General features: G+C 38.6%; 17 protein-coding genes. 11 read left to right on the plus strand and 6 right to left on the minus strand.

Features of this window, described 5'->3' with window-relative positions:
- Positions 1–64: 64 nt before the first annotated feature.
- Positions 65–1,222 (minus strand): flavohemoglobin expression-modulating QEGLA motif protein, encoded by a 1,158-nt coding sequence (locus tag ACZ5L8_RS07575; protein ID WP_464440937.1) that lies wholly within the window; start codon positions 1,220–1,222, stop codon positions 65–67.
- A 144-nt stretch (positions 1,223–1,366) separates the two neighbouring features.
- On the opposite strand from ACZ5L8_RS07575, the gene ACZ5L8_RS07580 reads away from it, so the two are divergent.
- The 5 genes from ACZ5L8_RS07580 (at position 1,367) to ACZ5L8_RS07600 (ending at position 5,701) form a co-directional block, all read left to right on the plus strand.
- Positions 1,367–1,765, plus strand: coding sequence for a hypothetical protein (locus ACZ5L8_RS07580; protein ID WP_464440645.1), 399 nt, complete (start codon positions 1,367–1,369; stop codon positions 1,763–1,765).
- Positions 1,766–1,846: 81 nt separating this feature from the next.
- Positions 1,847–2,524 (plus strand): helix-turn-helix transcriptional regulator, encoded by a 678-nt coding sequence (locus tag ACZ5L8_RS07585; RefSeq protein ID WP_464440646.1) that lies wholly within the window; start codon positions 1,847–1,849, stop codon positions 2,522–2,524.
- Between the two features lies 1 nt (position 2,525).
- The gene (locus ACZ5L8_RS07590) at positions 2,526–3,248 is read left to right on the plus strand and encodes a DUF3307 domain-containing protein (RefSeq protein WP_464440647.1); all 723 of its coding nucleotides are present in this window, start codon (positions 2,526–2,528) and stop codon (positions 3,246–3,248) included.
- A gap of 42 nt (positions 3,249–3,290) precedes the next feature.
- A complete protein-coding gene (locus ACZ5L8_RS07595; RefSeq protein WP_464440648.1) occupies positions 3,291–4,784 on the plus strand; it encodes a S10 family peptidase in 1,494 nt (497 codons plus the stop codon).
- Between the two features lie 110 nt (positions 4,785–4,894).
- Positions 4,895–5,701 carry an HAD family hydrolase gene (locus tag ACZ5L8_RS07600; protein ID WP_464440649.1) on the plus strand — a complete coding sequence of 269 codons (807 nt, stop codon included), beginning with the start codon at positions 4,895–4,897 and terminating at the stop codon, positions 5,699–5,701.
- On the opposite strand, the gene ACZ5L8_RS07605 is transcribed toward ACZ5L8_RS07600, so the two are convergent.
- Positions 5,698–6,123 (minus strand): secondary thiamine-phosphate synthase enzyme YjbQ, encoded by a 426-nt coding sequence (locus ACZ5L8_RS07605; RefSeq protein WP_462597984.1) that lies wholly within the window; start codon positions 6,121–6,123, stop codon positions 5,698–5,700. The two genes, ACZ5L8_RS07600 and ACZ5L8_RS07605, sit on opposite strands and share 4 nt — an antisense overlap.
- A gap of 95 nt (positions 6,124–6,218) precedes the next feature.
- Between ACZ5L8_RS07605 and ACZ5L8_RS07610 the strand changes: the two genes are divergently transcribed.
- From ACZ5L8_RS07610 to ACZ5L8_RS07625, 4 genes are all read left to right on the plus strand, one after another.
- Entirely contained in the window at positions 6,219–7,229 is a 1,011-nt protein-coding gene (locus ACZ5L8_RS07610; RefSeq protein ID WP_464440650.1) for a pirin family protein, read from the plus strand.
- Positions 7,230–7,355: 126 nt separating this feature from the next.
- Entirely contained in the window at positions 7,356–11,969 is a 4,614-nt protein-coding gene (locus ACZ5L8_RS07615) for a T9SS type B sorting domain-containing protein (protein ID WP_464440651.1), read from the plus strand.
- 28 nt (positions 11,970–11,997) lie between these two features.
- Positions 11,998–12,933 (plus strand): PorP/SprF family type IX secretion system membrane protein, encoded by a 936-nt coding sequence (locus tag ACZ5L8_RS07620; protein ID WP_464440652.1) that lies wholly within the window; start codon positions 11,998–12,000, stop codon positions 12,931–12,933.
- Between the two features lie 28 nt (positions 12,934–12,961).
- A complete protein-coding gene (locus ACZ5L8_RS07625) occupies positions 12,962–14,809 on the plus strand; it encodes a carboxypeptidase regulatory-like domain-containing protein (RefSeq protein WP_464440653.1) in 1,848 nt (615 codons plus the stop codon).
- Positions 14,810–14,848: 39 nt separating this feature from the next.
- On the opposite strand, the gene ACZ5L8_RS07630 is transcribed toward ACZ5L8_RS07625, so the two are convergent.
- The 3 genes from ACZ5L8_RS07630 to ACZ5L8_RS07640 form a co-directional block, all read right to left on the minus strand.
- Positions 14,849–16,312, minus strand: a complete 1,464-nt coding sequence (locus ACZ5L8_RS07630; RefSeq protein ID WP_464440654.1) for a magnesium chelatase — start codon at positions 16,310–16,312, stop codon at positions 14,849–14,851.
- 18 nt (positions 16,313–16,330) lie between these two features.
- On the minus strand, positions 16,331–17,452 hold the full coding sequence (locus ACZ5L8_RS07635) for a vWA domain-containing protein (protein ID WP_464440656.1): 1,122 nt from the start codon (positions 17,450–17,452) through the stop codon (positions 16,331–16,333).
- 117 nt (positions 17,453–17,569) lie between these two features.
- Positions 17,570–18,169 carry a fasciclin domain-containing protein gene (locus ACZ5L8_RS07640; protein WP_464440658.1) on the minus strand — a complete coding sequence of 200 codons (600 nt, stop codon included), beginning with the start codon at positions 18,167–18,169 and terminating at the stop codon, positions 17,570–17,572.
- Between the two features lie 314 nt (positions 18,170–18,483).
- Between ACZ5L8_RS07640 and ACZ5L8_RS07645 the strand changes: the two genes are divergently transcribed.
- A complete protein-coding gene (locus ACZ5L8_RS07645) occupies positions 18,484–21,660 on the plus strand; it encodes a WD40/YVTN/BNR-like repeat-containing protein (RefSeq protein WP_464440660.1) in 3,177 nt (1,058 codons plus the stop codon).
- Between the two features lie 36 nt (positions 21,661–21,696).
- Here the strand turns inward: ACZ5L8_RS07645 and ACZ5L8_RS07650 are convergent, their stop codons facing one another.
- Positions 21,697–22,665, minus strand: a complete 969-nt coding sequence (locus tag ACZ5L8_RS07650; protein ID WP_464440662.1) for an App1 family protein — start codon at positions 22,663–22,665, stop codon at positions 21,697–21,699.
- Positions 22,666–22,730: 65 nt separating this feature from the next.
- On the opposite strand from ACZ5L8_RS07650, the gene ACZ5L8_RS07655 reads away from it, so the two are divergent.
- Positions 22,731–23,624 (plus strand): diacylglycerol/lipid kinase family protein, encoded by an 894-nt coding sequence (locus ACZ5L8_RS07655; RefSeq protein WP_464440663.1) that lies wholly within the window; start codon positions 22,731–22,733, stop codon positions 23,622–23,624.
- Positions 23,625–23,732: the final 108 nt, after the last annotated feature.

Raw genomic sequence — 23,732 nt, forward strand, 5'->3', positions numbered from 1 at the left:
TACTGCTTTTACAAATTTTTAACGGGATTGCGGCAATAATTATTTGGCTTAAAGCCAAAAGAACCTATTTAAGATTATGAAGTATAAAATCTAATTTTTTGTTTGTATTCAAATTCTCTTTGAAAGAGAACGAATCAAATTTAGGAGGAATCGCAAGACCTTTATCGATTAGTTTTTTAATGATTGGCAGGTACTCATACGTCACCTTCCCCGAAAGTAGCAACTTGTAATCATCACCAGCCTCAAAGGCATTGTACATCTTTTTTAAACCAGTGAGATATACAAAATCCTTTGTAAAACCGCCGCCTCTGTGTGCGCGCAAAGTGATCTGCCAGGCTGATTCTCTGTCTAGTTTATACTGGCTATACAGCAGATCAAACGTAGATCTAAAGTCATATCCTTTAATAAGACTATCTGCCGCGATAACACGATAAGCAAGCTCTTTCATGCGCTTCATAGTAAGGCAACCGCTCATATATTCGCTTAAAACTGCAAGACCTTCTTGTGTTTCTGTGTTGCTTACAAAACCATTAGAAAAAATCTTTAAAGGTTGCGCTTTTCCGTTAAACGTTGTGACAACATGCACCCCGATCTCATGATTTGCGAGCACCTTAAGTTGGTTTTCACTAAACTTATGATTGCGTTTCAAAACCAAAGTTTCTGATGCATTAAGCACCATTGCCGCCGCCGAAATATGTGTGCTTTGCTTGATCTTAAAATTAAAATCATACTGCTTTGCAAAAGCTCTAAAGTATGCTTCAGCTTCATCAGCAGTGTAGCGTGGGATCATTTCGTCAAGACCATCTTCATCTGCAAAATGCAGGATAAAACGCGCATTCTGCACGTCTTTTTCTTTAGGTGTCCCAAAGACTTTAAGCGTATTGTAGTAAAAACGCTTGCCTTGACCTATACTCTCAAAACATTGAATTATGCCGCTGTACTCATAAATGATATCCTCATATAGACTACGCACCTCATCATCTTTAATATCTTCAACACGCTGATTAAAGAATAACCGCTGCATGCGGTAAGGGTCAAACTTTAGTTTGCGATATTTAAAAACAGGATTCTCAGAATATTTTGAAGCAAAAAAGCGCTTCTTTTCCTGCTCAATATTAAGCGGATTAAGATAATTAAGCAGCTCAATATCCTTAACAAGTTTATCAAGCTTTTGGTCTATTTTAAAAAGATCTGAGTACGTTTCTATCGTTTCGGCAGTCATCAAGGATCAAAATTTTAGGGAACGGCAAAGGTAAGGTTTAGTTCATTTTATGCTAAGTGATTACTATTAAAATTGAAGCGTTTTATTAAATACGTTTTGACGTAACAAATTGCATACTTTCACTACATATAACATAAACATCTCATGGAAACTCAACCAAGCAACAATCTCGACACCTTTAAAACTCTTTTTATCATTAAAGGAATTTTAAACCTTCTTTTCTCTCTTTTCTTTTTGATATACGCTTTTATTGGATTCTTTATCCCTGCCGTAGAACAAAATAATGGTTTTGAAGAAATGCCATTTAACTTCTTCGCAATTTTTCAAATCATAGGAATTGTTGGGTTCTTTATCTCTATTGCTTTTGGGATAATGACAATAGTTGCTGCTAGTTATATTGGTAAAAGAAAACACCATACATACATTATGGTAATGGCTGTTCTTAACTGTCTTACAGGTATTTTAGGCATTTTACTAGGAGTCTTCACGATCATAGAGCTTCAAAAACCACACGTTAAAGCGCTATTTAACCAAAATAAATAAGCTCAAGAGCTTATAAACATAAAATATAAGTTTAATAGCTTATAAATATAAAATATAAGTTTATTTACTTATATTTGTGATATGAAGCATAAAGCCGTCATATCTGGAGATGTAATAGCCTATACAAGTCTAGACGATCCCTCAAAAGAAACTCTAGAAACAGGATTACAAGAACTCTTTAAAAAATTAGAGCGTACTTTTAATACGTTTAGTAGGCTTGTAAAAGGTGATTACTTAGAGTGTGTTACACCCGCTCCTCAAGATTCTCTACGAGTAGCGCTCATTATAAAAACATTCATAAAATCACTTCATCTTAATGCAAAGACAAAGCGTCATCGCTATTTTGAAGAGCATGGTTTACGTATGGCAATAGGCTTTGAAGAGTTATCTCGCTATGATCCAGAAGCTGGTATTATAGATGGTGAAGCGATTTATTTAAGCGGCCGCTTAGTAAGCGAGAGTAGCACACATTACAAAAAGCGTGTTATCATTAAAGGTACTCTCATGTTTATCTCTAATGATGAAGTATTAGATAGCACGATAAACACGATTTTTACTCTTCTAGATCACATTTTTTCTAAAGCCACAAAAAAACAAAGCGAGGTTATTTTCTATAAATTGTGGGGCTTATCAGAAGAAGAGATCGCAAATAAACTGGGCACTAGTCAATCTTCAGTTAATCAGCATTCCACTACTTCTGGTTATAATGCCATAGAAAAAGCTATATTGTACTACGAAAATGCATTAACAAACCACTAGCATGACCATACAACATCTTATTCTGCTTCAGCTAATTGCACATCTCCTTGCTGATTATAGCTTCCAGAATAAGAAAATGGCATCTTCTAAAGACAAAAAAGGCTTTAGAAGCAAAAAATTGCTATGGCATGCACTCATTGTTTTTATTTGTCACGCGGTATTAGGTTTCGCTTTAAGCTTTATACCATTTGCGCTGTGCATTGCAATACTTCATTTTGTTATTGATGGCTCTAAGCCAAAACTTATCAAAAGCAAATACACAGGAAAATATGCATTTTTTATTGACCAAACTTTGCATGCAATTGTGTTTGCCGTTTTTTCAATTACATACCTGAAGCTACTCGACTGGCAGCCTGCTTTTGATATTTCTTTTTCGCTGTTTTTTTTACAGGTTTTTACGGCATTTTTATTTTGTACTAAACCTGCAAACATTTTTATCCGCGAAATTTTTGAAACCTACAACATCAGTTTTGACGGCAAAAAAGGTGAAGATCTCCCTAACGCCGGTCGACTTATAGGAATTGTAGAGCGATGGTTAGTTCTCATTTTCATCATTGTAGGCCAATTTTCTGCTGTGGGTTTTTTAATAGGCGCAAAATCTATTCTTCGTTTTAAAGATTCTGATCATCTTAAAACCGAGTATGTTCTTGTCGGAACACTGCTCAGTTTTGGCTTTGCTGTCTTCATTGGCGTGGCTTTAGAAGGAATTTCTTTCTTATATTGAGGGCTCCATAATTGACTTTTTATTAACCCTAATTTCATTTTAATGAAGAAAATTCATTTATCGATCACTCTACTTTTTTCGCTATTAGCATATAGCGTTACTGCACAGCAAGTAAAAGCTCCGGTTGACACAACGATCGTCACCAACCACACCTCATCAATTAACGGTAAAAACATTCCTTACACTGCAACTGTGGGCTTTCAACCTGTTTGGGATGATGAAGGCAATCCTGTTGCTACACTTAATTACACTTTTTACCAGCGCACAGATGTAAAAAATAAAGAAGATCGTCCGCTGGTTATTAGTTTTAACGGCGGTCCTGGTTCTGCCTCGATCTGGATGCATATTGCGTATACTGGTCCTCGTGTTTTAAAAATTGACGATGAAGGTTACCCTGTTCAGCCGTATGGCATGAAGGATAATCCTAACTCTATTCTTGACGTTGCAGATATCGTTTATGTAAACCCCGTAAATACTGGTTATAGCCGCATGTTAGCAAACAAAGACGGCGAAATGCCAGATAGAAAAATGTTCTTTGGCGTTAACGCAGACATCAATTATTTAGCAGGATGGATAAGAACTTTTGTGACACGCAATGATAGATGGCTTGCGCCAAAATTCTTAATAGGTGAAAGCTACGGAACCACTAGAGTTTCTGGCTTAGCAAACGCTTTACAGAATGGCGAATGGATGTATCTTAATGGCGTGATCTTAGTTTCTCCTACAGAACTTGGTTTTAATTTTGAAGGTCCTGTAGAGATCGCAAATAGACTTCCATATTTTACAGCTGCTGCATGGTATCACAATGCTTTACCGGCAGAATTACAATCTAGAGATCTTACTGAGCTTCTTCCTGAAGTTGAAAAATATGCAGTAAACACCGTATTACCCGCAGTTGCAAAAGGCGGCTTTCTTGAAAAAAGTGAGCGCGATGCGATAATCAAGAAAATGGCGTATTATTCTGGGCTTTCTGAGAAAACCATCGCTCAAAATAATCTTGCCGTACCGTTTAATTATTTCTGGAAGGATCTTTTGCGTGACGAAGGTTTTACCATAGGTCGTCTAGATTCTCGCTACAGAGGACAAGATGTAAAAGACGCTGGCGACAGACCAGATTATAATAGCGAATTGACCTCATGGCTTAACAGTTTCACTCCGCCGGCAAACTACTATTTTGCTAACGAGCTAGGCTTTAAAACAGACTTAAAATACAATCTATTTGGCCCCGTGCATCCTTGGGATCGCGACAACAATCACTCTGGCGCAGATCTTAGAGAAGCGATGAACACAAACCCTAATCTGCATGTAATGGTTCAAAGTGGTTATTTTGATGGTGCATGCACCTATTTTAATGCAAAATACATCATGGGGCAGATCAATGCTAATGGTAAGTTAGACGACAGACTAGACTTTAAAGGATACCGCAGCGGTCACATGATGTATCTACGTTCAGAAGATCTTAAAACGGCAAACGACGACATCAGAACTTTCATTACAAAAGCGCTTCAAGGAATAGAAAAAGGAGCAAAATTCTAGACCTTTTCGCCGAAAGGCATCACAATATAAAATGCAACCTCAAAAGGGTTGCATTTTTTTAATGTTTAATTCTTTTTGGCTGCAGCCAAAAAACCTATTTTAGCTAACCTATGGAACTACAAAATGTTAAGCTGGTCATCACTGATATGGACGGCACACTCCTTAACGCAGAAGACAAAGTAAGCGACAGATTTTTTGAACTAGAACATCAACTAAGGCTTAAAGGTGTGCAGTTTGTAGCTGCAAGTGGGAGACAATATTATAGCATTCGCGAAAAGCTTGATGCCATTAAAGATGAGATCTATATTGTTGCAGAAAATGGCGCTTTTGTAAAACATAGAGAAGAGGAACTTATGGTTAAAACCCTTGACCAAAGCGCTTGTCAAAACTTTATTGAGATCGCCCGTAAAATTGAAGATGCGCACATCGTGTTGTGTGGTAAAAAACACGGTTATGTTGAAAGTAAGAATCAGGATTTCTTAGAGCACTTTAAAGAATACTACCGCGATTACAAGCAAACCGAAGACTTAAAAAGTATTGAAAATGACGACTTCCTTAAAATAGCGATCTATAGTTTTACTGGTTCTAGGAAAAACACCTATCCAGACTTTAAGAAGTTTGAAAATGATTTTAAGGTTAAAGTTTCTGGTGAGAATTGGTTAGATATTTCTAACAACAACACAGACAAAGGCAGTGCGATCGCACTATTACAAGATCGTCTTTCTATTAGTAAAGAAGAAACGATGGCCTTTGGCGATTATGACAATGATCTGGAGATGTTAGATCAGGCGCATTTTAGTTATGCAATGGCAAATGCTAGCGACGCGGTAAAAAACGCAGCGAAATTTAGCACAACAAGTAACAATGAAAATGGCGTGGTAAGAATTCTAGAAGAACTTCTTGAGGCAAAAAGTTAATTACCCATCAAGGTAATTACAATATTTCTAGAACCACCGTAATCTCTATGTTCGCAAAGATAAATTCCTTGCCAGATGCCCATATTTAATCTGCCTTTTGTTACAGGAATTTGCACTGATGCTCCAAGCAAAGAAGCTTTAATATGCGCCGGCATATCGTCAGAACCTTCATAATTATGTTTGTAATACGGCTGATCTTCTGGGATCATCACGTTAAAATGACTCTCAAAATCCTCTCTTACTGTAGGATCTGCATTTTCATTAATAGTCAAACTGGCCGAAGTATGTTTAATAAAAACCTGTAGCATGCCAATTTCTATACTTCTGATCTGTGGCATTGCTTGCACAATCTCCTGAGTGATAAGATGAAAACCGCGTTTTCTTGCTCGCAAACTAATTTCCTTCTGAAAGTACTGACTCATAAACCTTGAAATTTTTCTAAGAATCTGAGTAAAATTAACGGTTAAAACCAATATATCCGCTTAATTTTAATGTTGATTAGATTAAAAGACATCTTATGAGCGCTATCAAAAAAATCACACAAATAGGACAACAATGGGAAACTGCAGACCCATTTTTATTTTGTGCTTTTCACAATGACAAATACCCTAAAGGAAATGGCAAATTAGGTCCTGATGCTTCTCTTGCAGGCAGACTTCTAGGGCAAGATTTTCAGCAAAAAGACGGCTGGGCAATGTATCACGGTCGTGAGATCCCTGGTTTTCCTGCGCATCCACATCTTGGTTTTGAAACTGTAACCCTCGCAGAAACTGGCTACGTAGATCATTCTGACTCTCTCGGGGCTGCTGGGCGATTTGGTGATGGTGACGTGCAATGGATGACGGCTGGTAAAGGCGTTCAACATAGTGAGATGTTCCCGCTTATTCATCAAGACAAACCTAATCCGCTTTTATTATTTCAAATATGGCTTAACCTTCCGGCGAAAAGTAAGAATGTAGAACCGCATTTTAGCATGTTTTGGCATGAAGATATCCCAATTGTTCATACAACAGACGCTGAAGGAAATTCTATAAAAGTAAAAATGATAGCCGGAAATTATAAGGATAAATCAGCACCTGCTCCTCCACCCGATTCTTGGGCCGTAAATTCTGACAACAAGGTTGCAATTTGGTTAATCGATTTAGATCCTGATGCTACTTTTATTCTAGAGCGTGAAGATGAAGAAATAAACAGGTCGCTTTACTTCTTCGAAGGAGACAATATTTTTACAGATGGATTTGAAATACCTGAAAGACACAGAATTATTCTAGACCCTACACAAGATTTCTCTTTAAAAAATGGAAAAAAATCGGCAAGATTACTTCTATTACAAGGAAAACCCATTGGAGAAAGAGTGATACAAAACGGACCCTTTGTCGGGAATAATAGACAAGATATCGAAGATGGAATAAACCGTTTTAGGCAAACAGAATTTGGCGGATGGCCTTGGGAACGCCCGGATAACGTACATAATGCTGAAAATAAACGATTTGCTAAATTTCCGGACGGAAAAACTGTTTATCCTTAAAAATATTTAAGAAAATTCTAATAATTATTTGTTCTTTTAATTATTTTGCAATTAGATTGACACTTAAACACCCAACAACTAAACAACTACACCTCAAATAGTTATCAATTTTAACCCCGTGATTTTATGATTAAAACTTTTACTCTTACGAGGGTCTCGTATCTTTTTATTACTATTTTTCTTACAGCATTTTACAGCGAATCATTCGCGCAATGTGCTGGAGATGATGCGTCCCTGATTGAATGTAATAAGTCTAATAATCGCTATTTAGATTTATTTGCCGCTCTAGGCCCCAATGCTGTTGCAGGAGGAACTTGGACAAACAACAATAACACCGGCGGATTAAACAGAACTACTGGCGTACTAGATACTCATGAAGTAATAATCGGTGGTGTATTTACCTATACGTATACTGTAGAAGGGCAATCTGGTTGTACAGATAACTCTTCAATCGTTACCGTAACCTTGGGATCATTCCCAGGAGAGAACAACAGCAATGTTGTAGCATGTAGTGATGATAACAGTGTAAATCTTTTTCAATTTACAGGAAGTAGCCCAAGTCCTACTCTGGATGGTTCTTGGTCTTCAATTAATGCGCCTTCTGGCTCATTAATGGGTTCTCTTTTTAATGCAGAGCAAGCCGGGCCAGGAAATTACACATTTACTTATACAGTTCCTGCTCAAGGAGCTTGCCCTTCATCAAGTAGTACTGTGCAACTTGAAGTAATAAGAACTCCAGAAAGCGGTACAGCAATGCAGCAAATATTTTGTGAGACTGATGATCTTTCTGCTTTTACAAGTTTTGACCTTCAAGATGTATTGATGGGCGAAGATCAAGGTGGAATTTGGACTGAGAACAGCGGAACAAATGAAATATCTTCTACTCAAGATTCTTTTATCGATGTTGAAAATATAAGAGACTCCTTTGGTCCTGGTATTTACTCATTCTCATACACGGTTAATCCACTTAACCCTGCTTGTGCTCCTTCAACAACTAATGTTTCAATTGAAATTGAGGATGTTCTAAACTTTAATGGAGCAACTTTTGCAATCACTCAGCCTAGTGATGATGTTTGTTTTGCAGAGCTTCCGCTTAATGTTACTGCAGAGATTGATCATAATACCGCAACTATCCCTGATGGGACATACCAACTGACTTATCAAGTAGGCCCTGCTCCTAACCAAGGTTCTGAAACTATCAGCATTACTTTTACTGATGGTTTAGCTACGTTTGATCTTAACAGTAACTTTTTCACGGCAGTGGGAGATGCAACTGTAGAGATCACTGAAATTATTGATCCTAGTTCGCCAAATAACTGTGCGGCAGAAATCCCACAACTCACAGACACGATCTCTATTAATGCAATGCCAGATCCTAGCGATTCTCAAGTTGTGGTTAATGAGCCTATTTGCGAAGGCAATAATGCAACATTTATCATAAGCGACGCAGCTAACACTCCACAGATAGAGTTAGAAGATGGTGTTTACGAAGTAGCTTATACCATTGACGGTCCGGATGGTGAAGTTTACAATGCAAGTTCTGTAACTATAAGCGGTGGTCAAGGAACTGGAACTATTCCTTCTACCGAAATTCCTTCTACAGGATCATATACTATTAGAATTGATTCTTTTGAAACTGGTCAAGGTTGTGTAACCACAGCAAATATTACTGATGCTTTTGAAGTTTCGCCTATTCCTGATGCTCAGCAAGTGAGCGTGGTTGTGGCAGACACTTGTGAGGATGATTCAGTAACAGTTTATCTAACTGATTCAAATTCTGGACTAGGTGATGGAGACTTTACTATTGATTATGATATCACCGGTGATATCAATCAAACTGGTTTGTCTGAAACCGTGACGTTTGCCGATGGTATGGCTTCGTTTACCTTAGACCCTTCTATTTTAGTAAACGGTACTTCTACTCTGACGATCACAAACATTGTTAATACCATCTCTACTTGTGATGCGACTAACTTCTCTTCTCCTGCTTCAAGCTTTACTATTTATGCTAACCCAGACCTTAGCAACAGTACACTTACAGTAGAAGATTCTTGCCAAAATGAGATCGTTACAGCTTCAATTACAGATTCTGTTGATAACATCCCTGATGGGGAATATAATCTTACATATACAATTAATGGTGTAGAACAAACGGTTGAAGTAACAGCCGTAGATGGTGATACATCTTTTGATATTCCGGCATCTTTTTCTGCTGAAACAGGAAACAAAGATCTTGTAGTTACAAACTTCGTTAGAGTTTTTCCTACATGTTCTCCTACAGCGGGTCTGCCTTTAAACGCAAGTTATGAGATAACTCCAGTGCCAACACTTGAGCAAAGCACACTTACGATCGAGAATATTTGTTTTGGCGAAAGCCCATTTGCTCAAATTACCGGTGCTACGGTTGCTGATGGTTCTTATCAAATCTCTTATCAAATTACTAGCGAAAATGCTATTACTATATCTGTAGATGAAGTAGTGACTTTTACTGGTGGTAATGCAACCTTTAACATCGACACAGGCAACTTGTCTGATGACAGCGAGATCACGATCACAATCACAGGTATTGTAGAGCAAGATTCTGGTAATGCTTGTAGCTCTGTTGTAAATGATCTTTCGGTTACGTTTACTCAGAATCAAAATCCTGATCTTAGTTCAACTGCACTAACAGCGCTCGAGACTGTATGTTTAGGTGATGCAGGCACAGTATTCTTAACAGATCCTAATGCAAATTTGAGTGATGGAGATTACGTTATTACATACTCATTAAGCGGTGCTAATAATTCAACTGGATTAACTGACACGATTACTGTGACAAACGGTGAGGCTAGCTTTAGTGTAGATGCTTCTCTTCTTACAGCTACAGGATCTTACACAGTAACTGTTGATAGTATTGCAAATGCCTCTACATCTTGTAGCACGGCTGCTAGTATGCTTATAGCAGACTTTAATGTTACTCCAACACCAGATCTTACAAATGCTAGCATAAGCACTCCTGATACTTGTGCAGATGAAACTAACTTTAATGTAACCCTAGATGCTCCTGCTCTTGCAGACGGTAGCTACACGATCATGTACACATTAAGTGGTGCAAATGAGGGTTCTTATTTTGCTACTAATGTTCCTGTATCAGCAGGACAAGGAAACTTTGATATTGACCCTGCAAACCTTGCAAATACTGGTGAAACAACTATTACAGTAACTACTGTAACAAATGATCAGTCTGATTGCTTTACAGATGCTTTAGCGATCGCTTATAGTTTTGATATTAATGTTACTCCGCAAGTAGCTAGCGAAGATCTTACAGCTACTGATGCTTGTCTTGGTGATAGCGTTGTGATCACATACTCAGGAACTGGACTAGATGATGGCAACTATGATATTACATACACGCTTACTGGTGACAATGCAATGGCCGAAACTAATGCAACAATAACCGTTACAGATGGTGTTGCTCAATTTACGGTTCTTGCTTCATCATTAACAGAAGTTGGTACTACAACTTTCACTATTACATCTGCTACAAATACACTTACCACCTGTACAAATACCACAGCGGCTAGTGTAACATTTGATGTAAATCCTATTCCTGACGCAAGCGATCTATCGCTAGATGCTATGGATATTTGTTTTGCAGAATCTGGGTTAGCAACAATAAGTTCTACTAAGCTGGTAGATGGAAATTACACAGTTACTTTTGACCTTAGTGGAGCGAACGCATCAACTGGAAATACAGCAACTTTTGCCTTAAATGGTGGTGAAGGACTTTTCCTTATAGATGCAGATCTTTTGGCTTCCGCCGGAATACAAACTGTGACGATCACTGACATTGCAAGTGAATTTGGTTGCGATGCTGCGAGCGCTTCTGCTACAACAGATTTTGAGATCACTCCACTACCTGATACAACGGGTGCAACACTAACTATCGCAGATATCTGCTACGGCAATAGTTCTGATGTTATCATCACAGATGCTACAGCTTTAATGGATGGCGATTATATCATCACTTATGTCGTGGATGGTGCAAATGCTCAAGCTGAAACTGGTGCTACATTATCATTCGTTAACGGCGCATCAAGCTTTGAGCTTGACGGAAGCCTGCTCATGAATGGTGGAATTACTAACGTTACTATTACTTCTGTAATGAGTGTAGCAACACAGTGTACTTCGTTAACTAACCTTACTGGTTCATTTAATGTAGTTGACCCAGCACCGCCTACTATCGCTGAAGCTCTTGAGTTCTGTATAAATGATTCGCCTACTATCGCAGATCTTATTGCAAAACTTCAGCCAGCTACAGGTGTTTCAGTTTATGATACAAATACCGGCGGCACTGCTCTTGCAACCACTACTACGTTAACAGATGGTACGACTTATTATGCGTCTGCTACTTTAGACGGAAGTTGTGAAGGAAGCACTCGTGTAGCTCTTACCGTTGATCTTTCAGCGTGTGACGGATTGTTTATACCTGATGGCTTTTCGCCGAACGGCGATGGTGTAAATGACACTTTTGAAATTAGAAATATTGATTTGGTTTATCCTGATTATACTATTGAGTTCTTTAACCGTAACGGTCAGACTGTATTTAAAGGAAATGCGGGAACTGGTGACTGGGATGGACGTTCTAACCAAGGTGGTTTAGGAAGCGGAGTTTTACCTAATGGTGTTTACTTCTACATCCTTAACTACAATGATGGATCAACAAAACCAGTACAAGGTCATATTTACCTAAACAGATAAAAGGATAATCAATATGAAAACTAGAACATTGAAAAATATACTTTTTGCAGCGATCGTCCTTATTGGTATTAAAACCTTTGGACAACAAGATCCTTCTTACACTCAATATATGTATAACATGAGTGTCGTGAACCCAGCGTATGCTACCGGTGAAATAGGCACAATGAATGTGGGTGGTTTTTACCGCTCACAATGGGTAGGCATAGATGGCGCTCCCACAACAGGAACTTTCTTTGCCCACGCAGCCTTGTCTGAGCGTATAGAAATGGGACTTAATCTCGTTCATGACGAAATAGGTGATGTTGTAAAAGAAACAAATCTTAACGCAGATTTTGCTTACAACATTCCGGTGTCTGATGCAGGAAAATTATCGTTAGGTATGAAAGCGGGTCTTAGCTTTTTTAATGCCGATTTTACTCAACTGCAATTTAACAGCGGTAACATGAGTACAGATCCTGCATTTAGTCAAATGATAAACGAGACCTTCCCAGTGATAGGTATTGGTGCATTTTATTATACTGATAAATACTACGTGGGTTTAAGTACGCCAAATATTCTTGCAAACGACCATCTTGAAAGTAAGGATGGTGTAAAAACCTTGGGAGCTGAAGCAACACATATTTTCTTAACTGCAGGTTACGTGTTTGACATCAATAATGATGTGAAGTTCAAGCCTTCTTTTATGGCAAGAGGTGTAAAAGGTGCTCCGTTTGAATTAGATGTTAATGCAAACGTACTTTTCTTAGAGAAGTTTGAGGCAGGTGTAGGATATCGCTTTGGCGATGCTGTAACTGGACTATTTAATTTTGAAGTTTCTCCTGGTCTTAAACTGGGCTATGCTTATGACTACACCACTTCTAATCTTAGTAATTACAGCAGTGGTAGCCATGAGATCATGGTGTTATTTGATTTTAGTCTGTTTGGCTTTACAGCCGAATATTCTAAATCTCCAAGATTCTTCTAAAATAACCTCTTAAACAGACCAGTAAATTATGACACATTTACAAAAGTATTTATCAGTGTGCGTTATGCTATTTGTTATGCAAGGCATTACCGCGCAAGAAGCGACATATAAAAAAGGATCTCAAGAATTTGCGAGCAAGAACTTTCCTGAGGCGATCACTATTTTTGAAAAACAAAACGATAGAACTCAAGAGCTTCTAGAAAAGCTGGCAGATAGCTATTATTACACGCAGAATTATGCAAAAGCCAGCACTACTTATAAAGAGCTTTTTGACAAATTCAATCCTGATGATGCGTTTAAATTGCGTTATGCTAATGCTGCAAAATCTCTAGAGGAATATGAATTAGCAAACGAACTTCTTAGCGATTACACAGGTGAAGAAGTTGATATTCTTAACAGCATACAAGCAGATATGGGTGAGACTCCAATGCGTTATTTTATCGAGACGTTAAGTACCTCATCAAATTATTCTGAGTTTGGTGCTGTAGAATATGACGGTAAACTTGTTTTTACGTCTTCGCGAAATACAGACAGACCCATTTATGAATGGAATCAACAACCATTTTTGGATCTTTTTCAAGGTGAAGTACAAAACGGGATGATCACTAACATCAAGCCGTTTTTCTCTGAAATAAACACAGATCTGCACGAAAGTAATCCTACTTTCTCTGCAGATGGTAAGACCATGTATTTTACTCGTAATTCAAAGAACAAAACACGAGTTAATGGCGCTAGAGTTTCATTACTACAGATCTTTAAAGCAGAATTTAAAGATGGCAAGTGGACGAACATTGAGCCTGTTTCATTCAACGGTAAAAATTATAGTGTCGCTCACCCTTCACTAAGCGCAGATGGCAAGAAATTGTACTTCTCAAGTGATATGAGCGGTGGTTACGGTTCTTATGATATTTATGAAGTTGCCGTAAATGCTGATGGTAGTTTTGGTAAACCAAAAAACCTCGGTGAGAACATAAATAGCGAAGGCCTTGATCAATTTCCTTTTATTTCTCAAAAAGGAAACCTGTATTTCTCAAGCGATCGCATTAATAGCTTAGGCGGTCTGGATCTTTATTTTAGCACAGGTGCAGGTAATGGTTTCGCTACAGCGAAAAACATGGGAGCAGATATCAACACAAGCCGTGATGATTTTGCCCTAGCGATCGATGAAGCAAACTGGAGCGGATATTTCTCTTCAAACCGCAGCGGAAAGGACAAGATCTATGCTTTTAATGAAGCAAGCTATTTTATCACAGGTACGATTAAAGATGATGAAACAGGTCAGCCTATTGCTGATGCAAAAGTTATTGTTAGAGATGCTCAAAATGACATCGTTGAGATCGTTTATACTAATGAAGCTGGAGAATATCAAGTAAGTCTACCACAAGGATCATATAATGTGAAGGTTACAAAAAACAGATATGAAACTGTAGAAAAGCAAGTAACTTTCAATAATAGCAATGAGAAGCGCGTAAGTTTAGATTTGGCTATAGCCAAAACAGATAAAACTGAAGAGTCTGAGGCTGCAGCAACAGAGTATGAGCCTATTTACTTCTACTTTGACACAGACTTTATTAGAAGAGACATGCGCCCGAAAGTTGAAAGATTACTTGATATCTTAAAAAGCAATCTTGATGTGAATATCCTTATCACAGGTTACACAGACATTCGCGGACCAGAGATCTACAACCACGATCTTGCGCGTCGCAGAGCAGAATCTGTAAGAGATTACTTTGTGAGAAATGGTGTAAATCCTGTGCGCCTTGAAGTGCGTGAAGAAGGAGAAGGCCACCCTGCTGTAGAATGTGAAGTACGACAATGTACTGAAGCAGATCACAGAATGAATCGAAGAACAGAATTTGATATTAGAGATAACTAGAAATAAAAAAACCGGCTTTAAAAGCCGGTTTTTTTATGTTTAAATTCCGCTGATATAACTACCGTAGAGATCCTTAAACCTCATCCCTTCTGTAAGGCGGAATTTGCTAAGTTTTTTAAACTCTACCAGCGCCCACAGTACAAATTCCTTTAAGAAGTAAATATCTGCAGGTTCTGTTTCTGGTTGGTATTTTTTGATCAAAGCATCTAGCGCTTCAATTCTGTCTAGCTCTTTTTTATATTCTTCATCTTTGATGTCATCCAGAAGTTTAAACTCAGTTTGATCAAAGAACCAATTCACGATCTCATCATACGGATTCTTTTCAGACTCTTTCTCAAGTTTCTTGATCTCTGGGAATTTATCTCTAAAGAGTGTTTTTATCGCATCACCTAGTAGAATTTGGGCGACAGCCGAAGAACCTTCTTGCTCACCTTCATAAACAAGTTCTACCTTACCGGTGATCGCAGGGATTATCCCTAAGAAATCTCCCATGCGCACCGTAGTTTTTTCTTGACCGTTGATCAACGCGCGACGCTCTGCCGTGCTAAGAAGATTTTCAAAAGCGGTGATACTCATCCTAGCGCTCACACCACTCTTAGCATCTATAAGTTCGCTTTCACGCGCTTCAAAGCTAATTTGCTCAAGAAGATCCATCGCAAATGGTGGCACCTCTACAATATCAGATTGTACGTTATTCTTGCTCGCTTCTTGTTGCGTAATAGTTTTTGCGATCTCAATATCATGCGGATAATGCGTTAAGATCTGTGAACCTATTCTATCTTTAAGCGGCGTTACAATGCTTCCTCGATTTGTATAATCTTCTGGATTTGCTGTAAACACAAATTGCATATCTAGCGGCAAGCGCAGTTTAAAACCACGAATCTGTATATCTCCTTCTTGCAAAATATTGAACAACGCAACCTGAATACGTGCTTGTAGATCTGGTAATTCGTTGATAACAAAAATTGATCGATTAGCTCGTGGTATCATCCCGTAATGTATCACGCGCTCATCTGCGTAACTCAGTTTTAAATTAGCCGCTTTAATAGGATCAATATCTCCTATAAGGTCAGCTACGGTTACATCTGGCGTCGCTAATTTTTCAAAAAATCGCTCGTCGCGATGCACCCAATCTATCGGAGTTTCAGCTCCTTTTTCTTCTAGTAATTCTACCGCTGAACGCGAAATGGGTTTTAAAGGATCATCGTTAATCTCAGAGCCGGCAATAACAGGCATCCACTCGTCTAGCAACTGCACCATTAATCTGGCCAGTCTTGTTTTTGCCTGACCTCTTAATCCTAATAAATTGATATTATGTTTGGATAGAATTGCTCTTTCAAGCTCTGGGATCACGGTGTATTCATAACCATGAATTCCTTCAAAAGAGTTTTTACCTTGTTTTATATTCTCAAGAAGATTTGCACGCAACTCTTCTTTTATGCTTTTGCTTGTATAACCAGAATCTTTAAGTGCTTTTAAAGTGGTGATATTTGGTTTTGACATTCGTGTAGTTTTTCCTTTTTATCTAATTCTTTTCTTTCTGTTAGTCTCATAATCCTCAAAGATCATTTCGCCTAAGCCTTCTAAACCGGTATAAAAAGCTTTTCCTTGATTAGCCTGAGCAAATTCTCGCACAAACTTCATTAAGTAAGGATCCTGAGCGATCATAAACGTGGTGATGGGGATTTTCAACTTTCGAGCTTGACTCGCCATGCTATAACATTTATTCACGATGTAGTCATCTAAGCCTACACTGTTTTTATAGTAATATCCATCTGGCTCACGCACACAGCTGGGTTTACCATCTGTGATCATAAAAATTTGCTTGTTTGTATTGCGCTTGCGTCTTAAAATATCCATCGCAAGTTGAAGTCCGGCAACGGTATTTGTGTGATACGGACCGACCTGTAAATACGGAAGATCTTTGATCTTAATAGGCCATGCATCGTTACCAAAAACCAAGATATCCAACGTATCTTTTGGGTAACGTGTAGTGATCAGTTCGGCTAGCGCCATGGCCACTTTTTTAGCCGGCGTGATGCGATCTTCGCCATAGAGAATCATACTGTGACTTATGTCTATCATAAGCACAGTGCTCATCTGCGATTTATGATGCGTTTGCTCTACGACCAGATCATTTTCGCTGAGATTAAAATCGCCCAAGCCATGATTGATCTGCGCATTTCTGAGACTTTCGGTAATTGAAACTCGCTCTAAAGGATCGCCAAATTGATACTCTCTAAATTCTCCTGTTTGCTCATCTCCCCTACCCATTTTGTTGGTTCGATGATTGCCTTGTGCGTTTTTCTTTAGCTTGCCAAAGATCTGCTCAAGCGCTTTTTTTCTTATGGCTTTCTCGGTCTTTGCGGTTATGCTCATCCCATTTTTGCCGTCAGGCTTGATCTCCTCGCGTATATAGCCTTTTTCTTTAAGCTCTTCTACAAAGTCATCTAAGGTGTAATCTTCTGTGGTAAGATTATATTCTTTATCTAATTCTTTGAGCCAGTCTAGCGCTTCATCAAAATCTCCCGAAGTATGCGTAATAAGCTCCTTAAAAATATCAAGTAGCTTATCAAAAAGCGGCTGCTCTGGGGCTTCGTATTTTTTAAAACTAAATCCCCTCTCTCGCGGTTTCTTCTTCATATCTTCTAAAATTACAGGATTTATAAATGCTTTAAAAACATGCTGACGTTAAAGTAACCTCAAAAAAAAATCCCCGTCTAATAAGACGAGGATTTATGTTCTGGCTTACGCCGAAAATTATTTTGCGGGCATCACAACAGCATCGATCGCGTGAATGATACCGTTAGAAGCTTCTACATCTGTCATTACAACTTTAGCAGTTTTACCTTTTGCATCAGTAAGCACAACATCTTTACCATCTAAGGTTGCAGTGATCTTCTCACCTTGTACGGTAATGATCTCAAAACTACCACCATTCTCTTCAATTGCAGATTGAATATCTGCTGCTGTAAATTTACCTGGCACTACGTGATACTTAAGTACTGTAGCCAATTTCTCTTTGTTCTCTGGCTTCATCCATGCATCTCTATCTGCCTGTGGTATTGCTTCAAAAGCAGTATTTGTTGGGGCAAAAACGGTGTAAGGACCTTCACTCTTTAAAGTTTCTCCTAGATCTGCAGCTACAACAGCACCTTCAAGATCAGAGAAATTCTCATTGCTCATAGCAATGTCTGCGATGGTATTTTGCTCATCTGCAAGATCTGCATCTGGAGATTCCATTTCTGTAGCTTCCATTGCTACTTCATCTGTCATCTCATCTTCAGTCTTTTTTTCTTTATCATTACAAGCTACTGCAAGCATTGATACAGCGGCAAGAGTTAAAAATATCTTTTTCATTTTCAGTTTATTTTATTTGATTTTAGTGATGTAAAAGTATAGATGCGTTCGTTAAACATTTGGTAAGTACTTAATAAGCTTACGTTAATGTTGCGTCAGGGATTGAGGCATTTGTTGGAGCTCTTTTGTAGCCTTACGGCGAAAAAAAGCGACTGCCGAAAGCCCGGCATACAGCACACTTGCTGGATGGACGCCCAAAGAAAAATCCTGATCTGCATTATTGAAAATGCCATGAAAGTGCCCGAATACGCCTGATTACTTTTAAAAAAAGTATAAATTAGACAACTAGTACTATAATTTAAATACTTCTGCACATGTTGAGGAAACTCCCCATTCTATTTATTTTTATTATTCCGCTGATTGCCAGCGCTCAAAAGTTAGACATGTCTCTGGTTAAGAACATGCAACCTAGAAATATAGGTCCTGCCGGGATGAGCGGCCGTGTTACTGCAATTGATGCGGTAACCAGCAATCCTGATATTATTTATGCAGGTTCTGCCTCTGGCGGACTATGGAAATCTACTTCTGGCGGTGTAACCTGGAAGCCGGTTTTTGACGATCAAGAAACTGCTTCAATAGGTTCTGTAGCTATACAACAGTCAAACCCTAGCGTGGTTTGGGTAGGAACAGGAGAAGGAAACCCTCGTAATAGTGTGAATAGCGGCTATGGTATTTTTAAATCTCTAGATGGCGGAAAAACCTGGAAGAACATGGGCCTTGAAAATACACGTAATATCTATCGTGTAATTATAGATCCTAACAATCCTGATGTTGTTTATGCAGGAGCAATAGGTTCGCCATGGGGTGATCATCCAGAACGCGGTGTGTTTAAAACCACAGATGGCGGTAAATCTTGGAAAAAAGTTCTTTTTGTAAATAACAGAACAGGAACCGCAGACCTTGTGATGGATCCTAACAATCCTAATAAATTGATCGCTGCAATGTGGGAACATCATCGTGATCCATTTTTCTTTAAAAGTGGCGGAAAAGGTTCTGGTCTATACATTACTTACGACGGCGGTGAGAACTGGAAAAAACTTAAATCTGAAGACGGTTTACCAGAAGGTGAGCTGGGTAGAATAGGTCTTGCGATCGCTCCTAGCAAAAGTGATGTTGTCTACGCGTATGTAGAGTCTAAAAAAAATGCATTATACCGTTCTGACAATGGTGGCGAATCATGGAAAATGGTAAATAACGACATGAATGAAATAGGTAATCGCCCATTTTATTATGCAGATATTTATGTAGCTCCAGATAATGAAAATAGAGTATATTCTATCTTCACCTATGTAAACGTTTCTGAAGATGGCGGTAAAAGTTTTAAAGAACTCATGCCTTCTTACGGTAGTGATAATGGAGTTCACCCAGATCATCATGCATGGTACATTCACCCTACAAATCCAGACTTTATGATGGATGGTAACGATGGTGGATTATACATCACAAGAGATGGCGGCGACACGTGGAGATTTGCTGAAAATATCCCAGTAGGACAATTTTATCACGTTGCTGTAGATAATGACTATCCATACAATGTTTATGGTGGTATGCAAGATAACGGTAGCTGGAGAGGTCCGGCTTATGTTTTAAAATCACAAGGTATTCGCAATTCATACTGGCAGGAGATTTCCTTTGGTGATGGTTTTGACGTTGTACCAGATCCTACAGACGTAGAAAAAGGTTGGTCTATGAGTCAGCAAGGATATGTGGGTAGATTTGATGCAAAAACAGGTAATAACTATTCTGTAAGACCTACGCATCCAGATCCTAATGTTCAATTACGATTCAACTGGAATAGTGCGATCGCTCTTTCTCCATTTCAGGATAAGACACTTTACTTTGGTTCTCAGTTTGTTCATAGAACCTTTGACGGCGGTCTAACTTGGGAAGTGATCTCACCAGACCTTACAAGAAACGATCCTGAACAACAAAAACAAGCCGAAAGCGGTGGCTTAACTCTAGACGCAACTGGCGCTGAAAACTACAATACTATCATTGTAATAGAACCATCAGAAGCTGAGATGGGCTTGATCTGGACGGGATCAGACGATGGCCGTGTGCATGTTACAAGAGATGGTGGTGGCCATTGGACGGATCTTACAGAAAACTTAGAGGGTCTTCCAAAAGGTAGCTGGATAGCACAAATAAGAGCAAACAAAAATATACCAGGACAAGCATTGCTTATCGCGAATAACTATCGCCGCAACGATTACACACCATACGCCTATAGAACAAAAGATTATGGTAAAACTTGGGAGCGCATCGTAGATGGTAGTGATGTTAAGAGTTACACGCTTTCGATCATTGAAGATCCTAAGGTTCCAGAATTGATGTTCTTAGGAACAGACGACGGACTGTATGTTTCTATTGACGCTGCAGCAACCTGGACAAAATGGACAGAAGGTTTCCCTACTGTGCCGGTAAAAGACATGGTTATTCATCCTAGAGAAAATGATCTAGTTATAGCGACTTTTGGGCGTAGCTTCTGGGTGCTAGATGATATTAAACCATTAAGAGCGCTTGCGCGAAATAGTTCCATGCTCAACAACTTTGAGAACGGAAAGCCGGGAACTGTACAAGTCTTCCCTCCTACCGAAGCTTATCAAAATGCATATCAACAACCTACAGGAACTCGATTTGCAGCAGATGCAATTTATAGCGGTGTAAACAGACCTACAGGAGCTAAGATCTCTTATTTTATTCGTCCTAATACGGCTAAAGATGCTGAGAAAAAATGGGATACAGTAAAACTGAATATCTATGACAAAGGTAGATTGATAAGAACCCTTAAAACAAAAGTTCCAGAAGAAGCTGGTTTATACAACTTCAGATGGTACATGGATGAAAAAGGAGCTGACAGACCTTCACGTACTTTAAGAAAAGGCGATCGCGAACGCGGTGGATTATCAGTAAGACCTGGATCATACGAAGTTGAAGTAGTTTATGGAACTGAAAAATCTTCTGAGACTATTAATGTAAAGTCTGACCCTAGATTGAATCAAAGTAAGAAAACTCTTGAAGACATCTATTATAGCGGTAAAGATCTTGAGAAAAGCACTCAAATCGCAGCTGATGCTGTAGAGCAATTAGTACAAAGTAAGAATACCGCTCAGGATTTTATCAAGCGTATGAAGGATGCTGGTAAAGATCAATATGAAGCTGAGATCAAAGCTTCAGAAGAGATCATCAAGAAGATCGATAATCAGATCGCTTTATTCATCGGTAAGGAAGATGATAGACAAGGTATTGTAAGAAGCCCCGAGCAAAATGTGATGACACGCATTGGTACTGCGAGTAGCTACATTAGCAGCAGACCAGAAGGACTTACAGATACAGAGAATCGACTTTTGGCGCAAGCCAAAGATGAATTAAGAGAAGCGCTTACCTCTGTAAATACATTCTATGAGGAAGAATGGCCAAGATATCAAGACACCATCCAGGCGTTAGATCTGTCTCCATTTAAAGAAGTACAGTCGTTCTCAATAGACTAAAACTTAAAACTAAAAACCCCGCTTTTGCGGGGTTTTTTATTTGATTATCCCAACCTCTTTGCTGTGTCTTAAGGCTATACTACTTTTTTTAAAATAGCAGGTGGAAACATCCATAGATTCTATATTCTTTAATGCTTTCTTAGTATTCTCATTTTGTTTTGAACCGGTTTGTCTGATATAAACCGCTCTTATATTCTTAGGGAAGGTTTTACAAATACGCTCATAAATATTAGGATCTTGTTGCGAATCATCACCCAGAAGCACATAATCGATAAGCGGATAAAAACTAATTATATCCTGAATTTTAGTGAATTTATGATCGTGGTCGCCTCTACCGGTTTTCACAAAATCACGTAGACCGGTTTTTAATTTTTTAAGCTTGATCACTGCTTTTGGCAGTTCGTTTTTACGGGCGAAGCGTTCTATGAATTCATACAAATTCCACTCGCTGCTCGAAACATAAAAAAATGAATTTGAGGCTTCCTTTGCATCCTGGCCAGCAATGCTTAACTGCTTATAATGCTCTACCACATCGTCAAAGATCTTGCGGCGGTCTATATTTCGCGTAAGCATAACATATAACTTCTTAAAAATGTTGTTGCTGTGTGAGACTAAAAACGTGTCGTCAATATCACTAATTATCCCAACTTTACTTTTGTAAGGCTTCAATAATTCTCCCTGCGCGGTAGAAATATCGCCATCGCAATTTGCCGAAACCGTATACGTATGCCAACCGCTTTTTATCTCTTGATCAAAGGGCACATTGAATCTAAAGTAACCATCCTCCATCGTTTTGGTCTTTACTTTAGTCCCTTTAAAGTCTAGCTCAACCTCCACATTATTTACCGGTTTAACCCTAAAGATCTGGATTATTGTAAGCGCATGTCTTAACTTTTTTTTGTCATATTCATAGGCATCAGGACTGCGCGATTTAAACACATGACCAAAAACTACAAGCTCTCTATCATTCGCGTATCCACGATATAACTTAAGATCCAGCTTCATTCTATTGGTAAATTATTAACGGTTTGCTTTCGTCAAAATAGCTATTTTCGATCAAAACAAAACCCATGTCCTCCATTTATAACGTTCTTTTAGTAATTAACCCCATTGCCGGCGGCAACGATAAATCTCCAATAATTAATGCGGTTGAGAACGCTTGCGCGAAAAGGAATCTTACACTCAAGAAATATGAAACTGATGGTGAAAATGACGAGCAGAACATTCTTGAAATCAATAAAGAATTTAAAGCAGACCGAATTTTAGTTTCGGGAGGTGATGGCACCATTGTGTGCATCGCAGAAATCGCCCGAAAAATTGATATCGCATTAGGCATTTTACCTTCTGGATCAGCAAATGGTCTTGCGGTAAATCTTGACATTCCTGATGATCTTGATAAACAAATAGAGATCGCGCTAGGGGATCATCTTATAGATTTTGACATGCTAGAAATTAACGGTCATCCATCGTTGCACATCGCAGATGTGGGTATCAATGCCGCTTTGATACGTAATTATGATGAGAGCAGTATTCGTGGGAAATTTGGCTACCTCATAAACACAATACCTACGTTAATTCAAGAAGATTTTCCTTTTAAATATAAAATTGAAGCAAACGGCGAGACACACGACGAAGAAGGAATCATGGTCGCGATCGCAAATGCATCAAAGTTTGGTACAGGAGCAAATATCAATCCCACAGGTAAAGTGAACGACGGCAAATTTGAAGTGCTTGTATTTAAAAAACTAGACATTTGGGAAATTCTCAAAACGCTTAAAGGCGATACCGTTCAAGATCCTGATTTTGTAAAAACCATCCGCACAGATCAAGTAACAATTTATTGTAAAAAACCTGTGGCGCTTCAGGTAGACGGTGAATTTATAGGCAATGAAACTAAAGTTGAGGCGTATATTAACAAAACCGCTTTGCAAATTGCAGTACCAGAAGAATTTGTAAATAATTAGACTAGAGATCGCAGCTCAGTTTTTTTGACTTTAAGTCAAAAGAAATATCACACGAGGCCACTGTTTATCTGTTTTCTTAATGTTAAGCTAATTGTAATTCTTTGGATA

It is taken from the genome of Leeuwenhoekiella obamensis, from assembly GCF_055391795.1.

Coding starts and splice junctions, on each gene's coding strand:
- ACZ5L8_RS07575 (WP_464440937.1), bottom strand. CDS start 1,222: ATGACTGCCGAAACGATAGAAACGTACTCAGATCTTTTTAAAATAGAC.
- ACZ5L8_RS07580 (WP_464440645.1), top strand. CDS start 1,367: ATGGAAACTCAACCAAGCAACAATCTCGACACCTTTAAAACTCTTTTT.
- ACZ5L8_RS07585 (WP_464440646.1), top strand. CDS start 1,847: ATGAAGCATAAAGCCGTCATATCTGGAGATGTAATAGCCTATACAAGT.
- ACZ5L8_RS07590 (WP_464440647.1), top strand. CDS start 2,526: ATGACCATACAACATCTTATTCTGCTTCAGCTAATTGCACATCTCCTT.
- ACZ5L8_RS07595 (WP_464440648.1), top strand. CDS start 3,291: ATGAAGAAAATTCATTTATCGATCACTCTACTTTTTTCGCTATTAGCA.
- ACZ5L8_RS07600 (WP_464440649.1), top strand. CDS start 4,895: ATGGAACTACAAAATGTTAAGCTGGTCATCACTGATATGGACGGCACA.
- ACZ5L8_RS07605 (WP_462597984.1), bottom strand. CDS start 6,123: ATGAGTCAGTACTTTCAGAAGGAAATTAGTTTGCGAGCAAGAAAACGC.
- ACZ5L8_RS07610 (WP_464440650.1), top strand. CDS start 6,219: ATGAGCGCTATCAAAAAAATCACACAAATAGGACAACAATGGGAAACT.
- ACZ5L8_RS07615 (WP_464440651.1), top strand. CDS start 7,356: ATGATTAAAACTTTTACTCTTACGAGGGTCTCGTATCTTTTTATTACT.
- ACZ5L8_RS07625 (WP_464440653.1), top strand. CDS start 12,962: ATGACACATTTACAAAAGTATTTATCAGTGTGCGTTATGCTATTTGTT.
- ACZ5L8_RS07630 (WP_464440654.1), bottom strand. CDS start 16,312: ATGTCAAAACCAAATATCACCACTTTAAAAGCACTTAAAGATTCTGGT.
- ACZ5L8_RS07635 (WP_464440656.1), bottom strand. CDS start 17,452: ATGAAGAAGAAACCGCGAGAGAGGGGATTTAGTTTTAAAAAATACGAA.
- ACZ5L8_RS07640 (WP_464440658.1), bottom strand. CDS start 18,169: ATGAAAAAGATATTTTTAACTCTTGCCGCTGTATCAATGCTTGCAGTA.
- ACZ5L8_RS07645 (WP_464440660.1), top strand. CDS start 18,484: ATGTTGAGGAAACTCCCCATTCTATTTATTTTTATTATTCCGCTGATT.
- ACZ5L8_RS07650 (WP_464440662.1), bottom strand. CDS start 22,665: ATGAAGCTGGATCTTAAGTTATATCGTGGATACGCGAATGATAGAGAG.
- ACZ5L8_RS07655 (WP_464440663.1), top strand. CDS start 22,731: ATGTCCTCCATTTATAACGTTCTTTTAGTAATTAACCCCATTGCCGGC.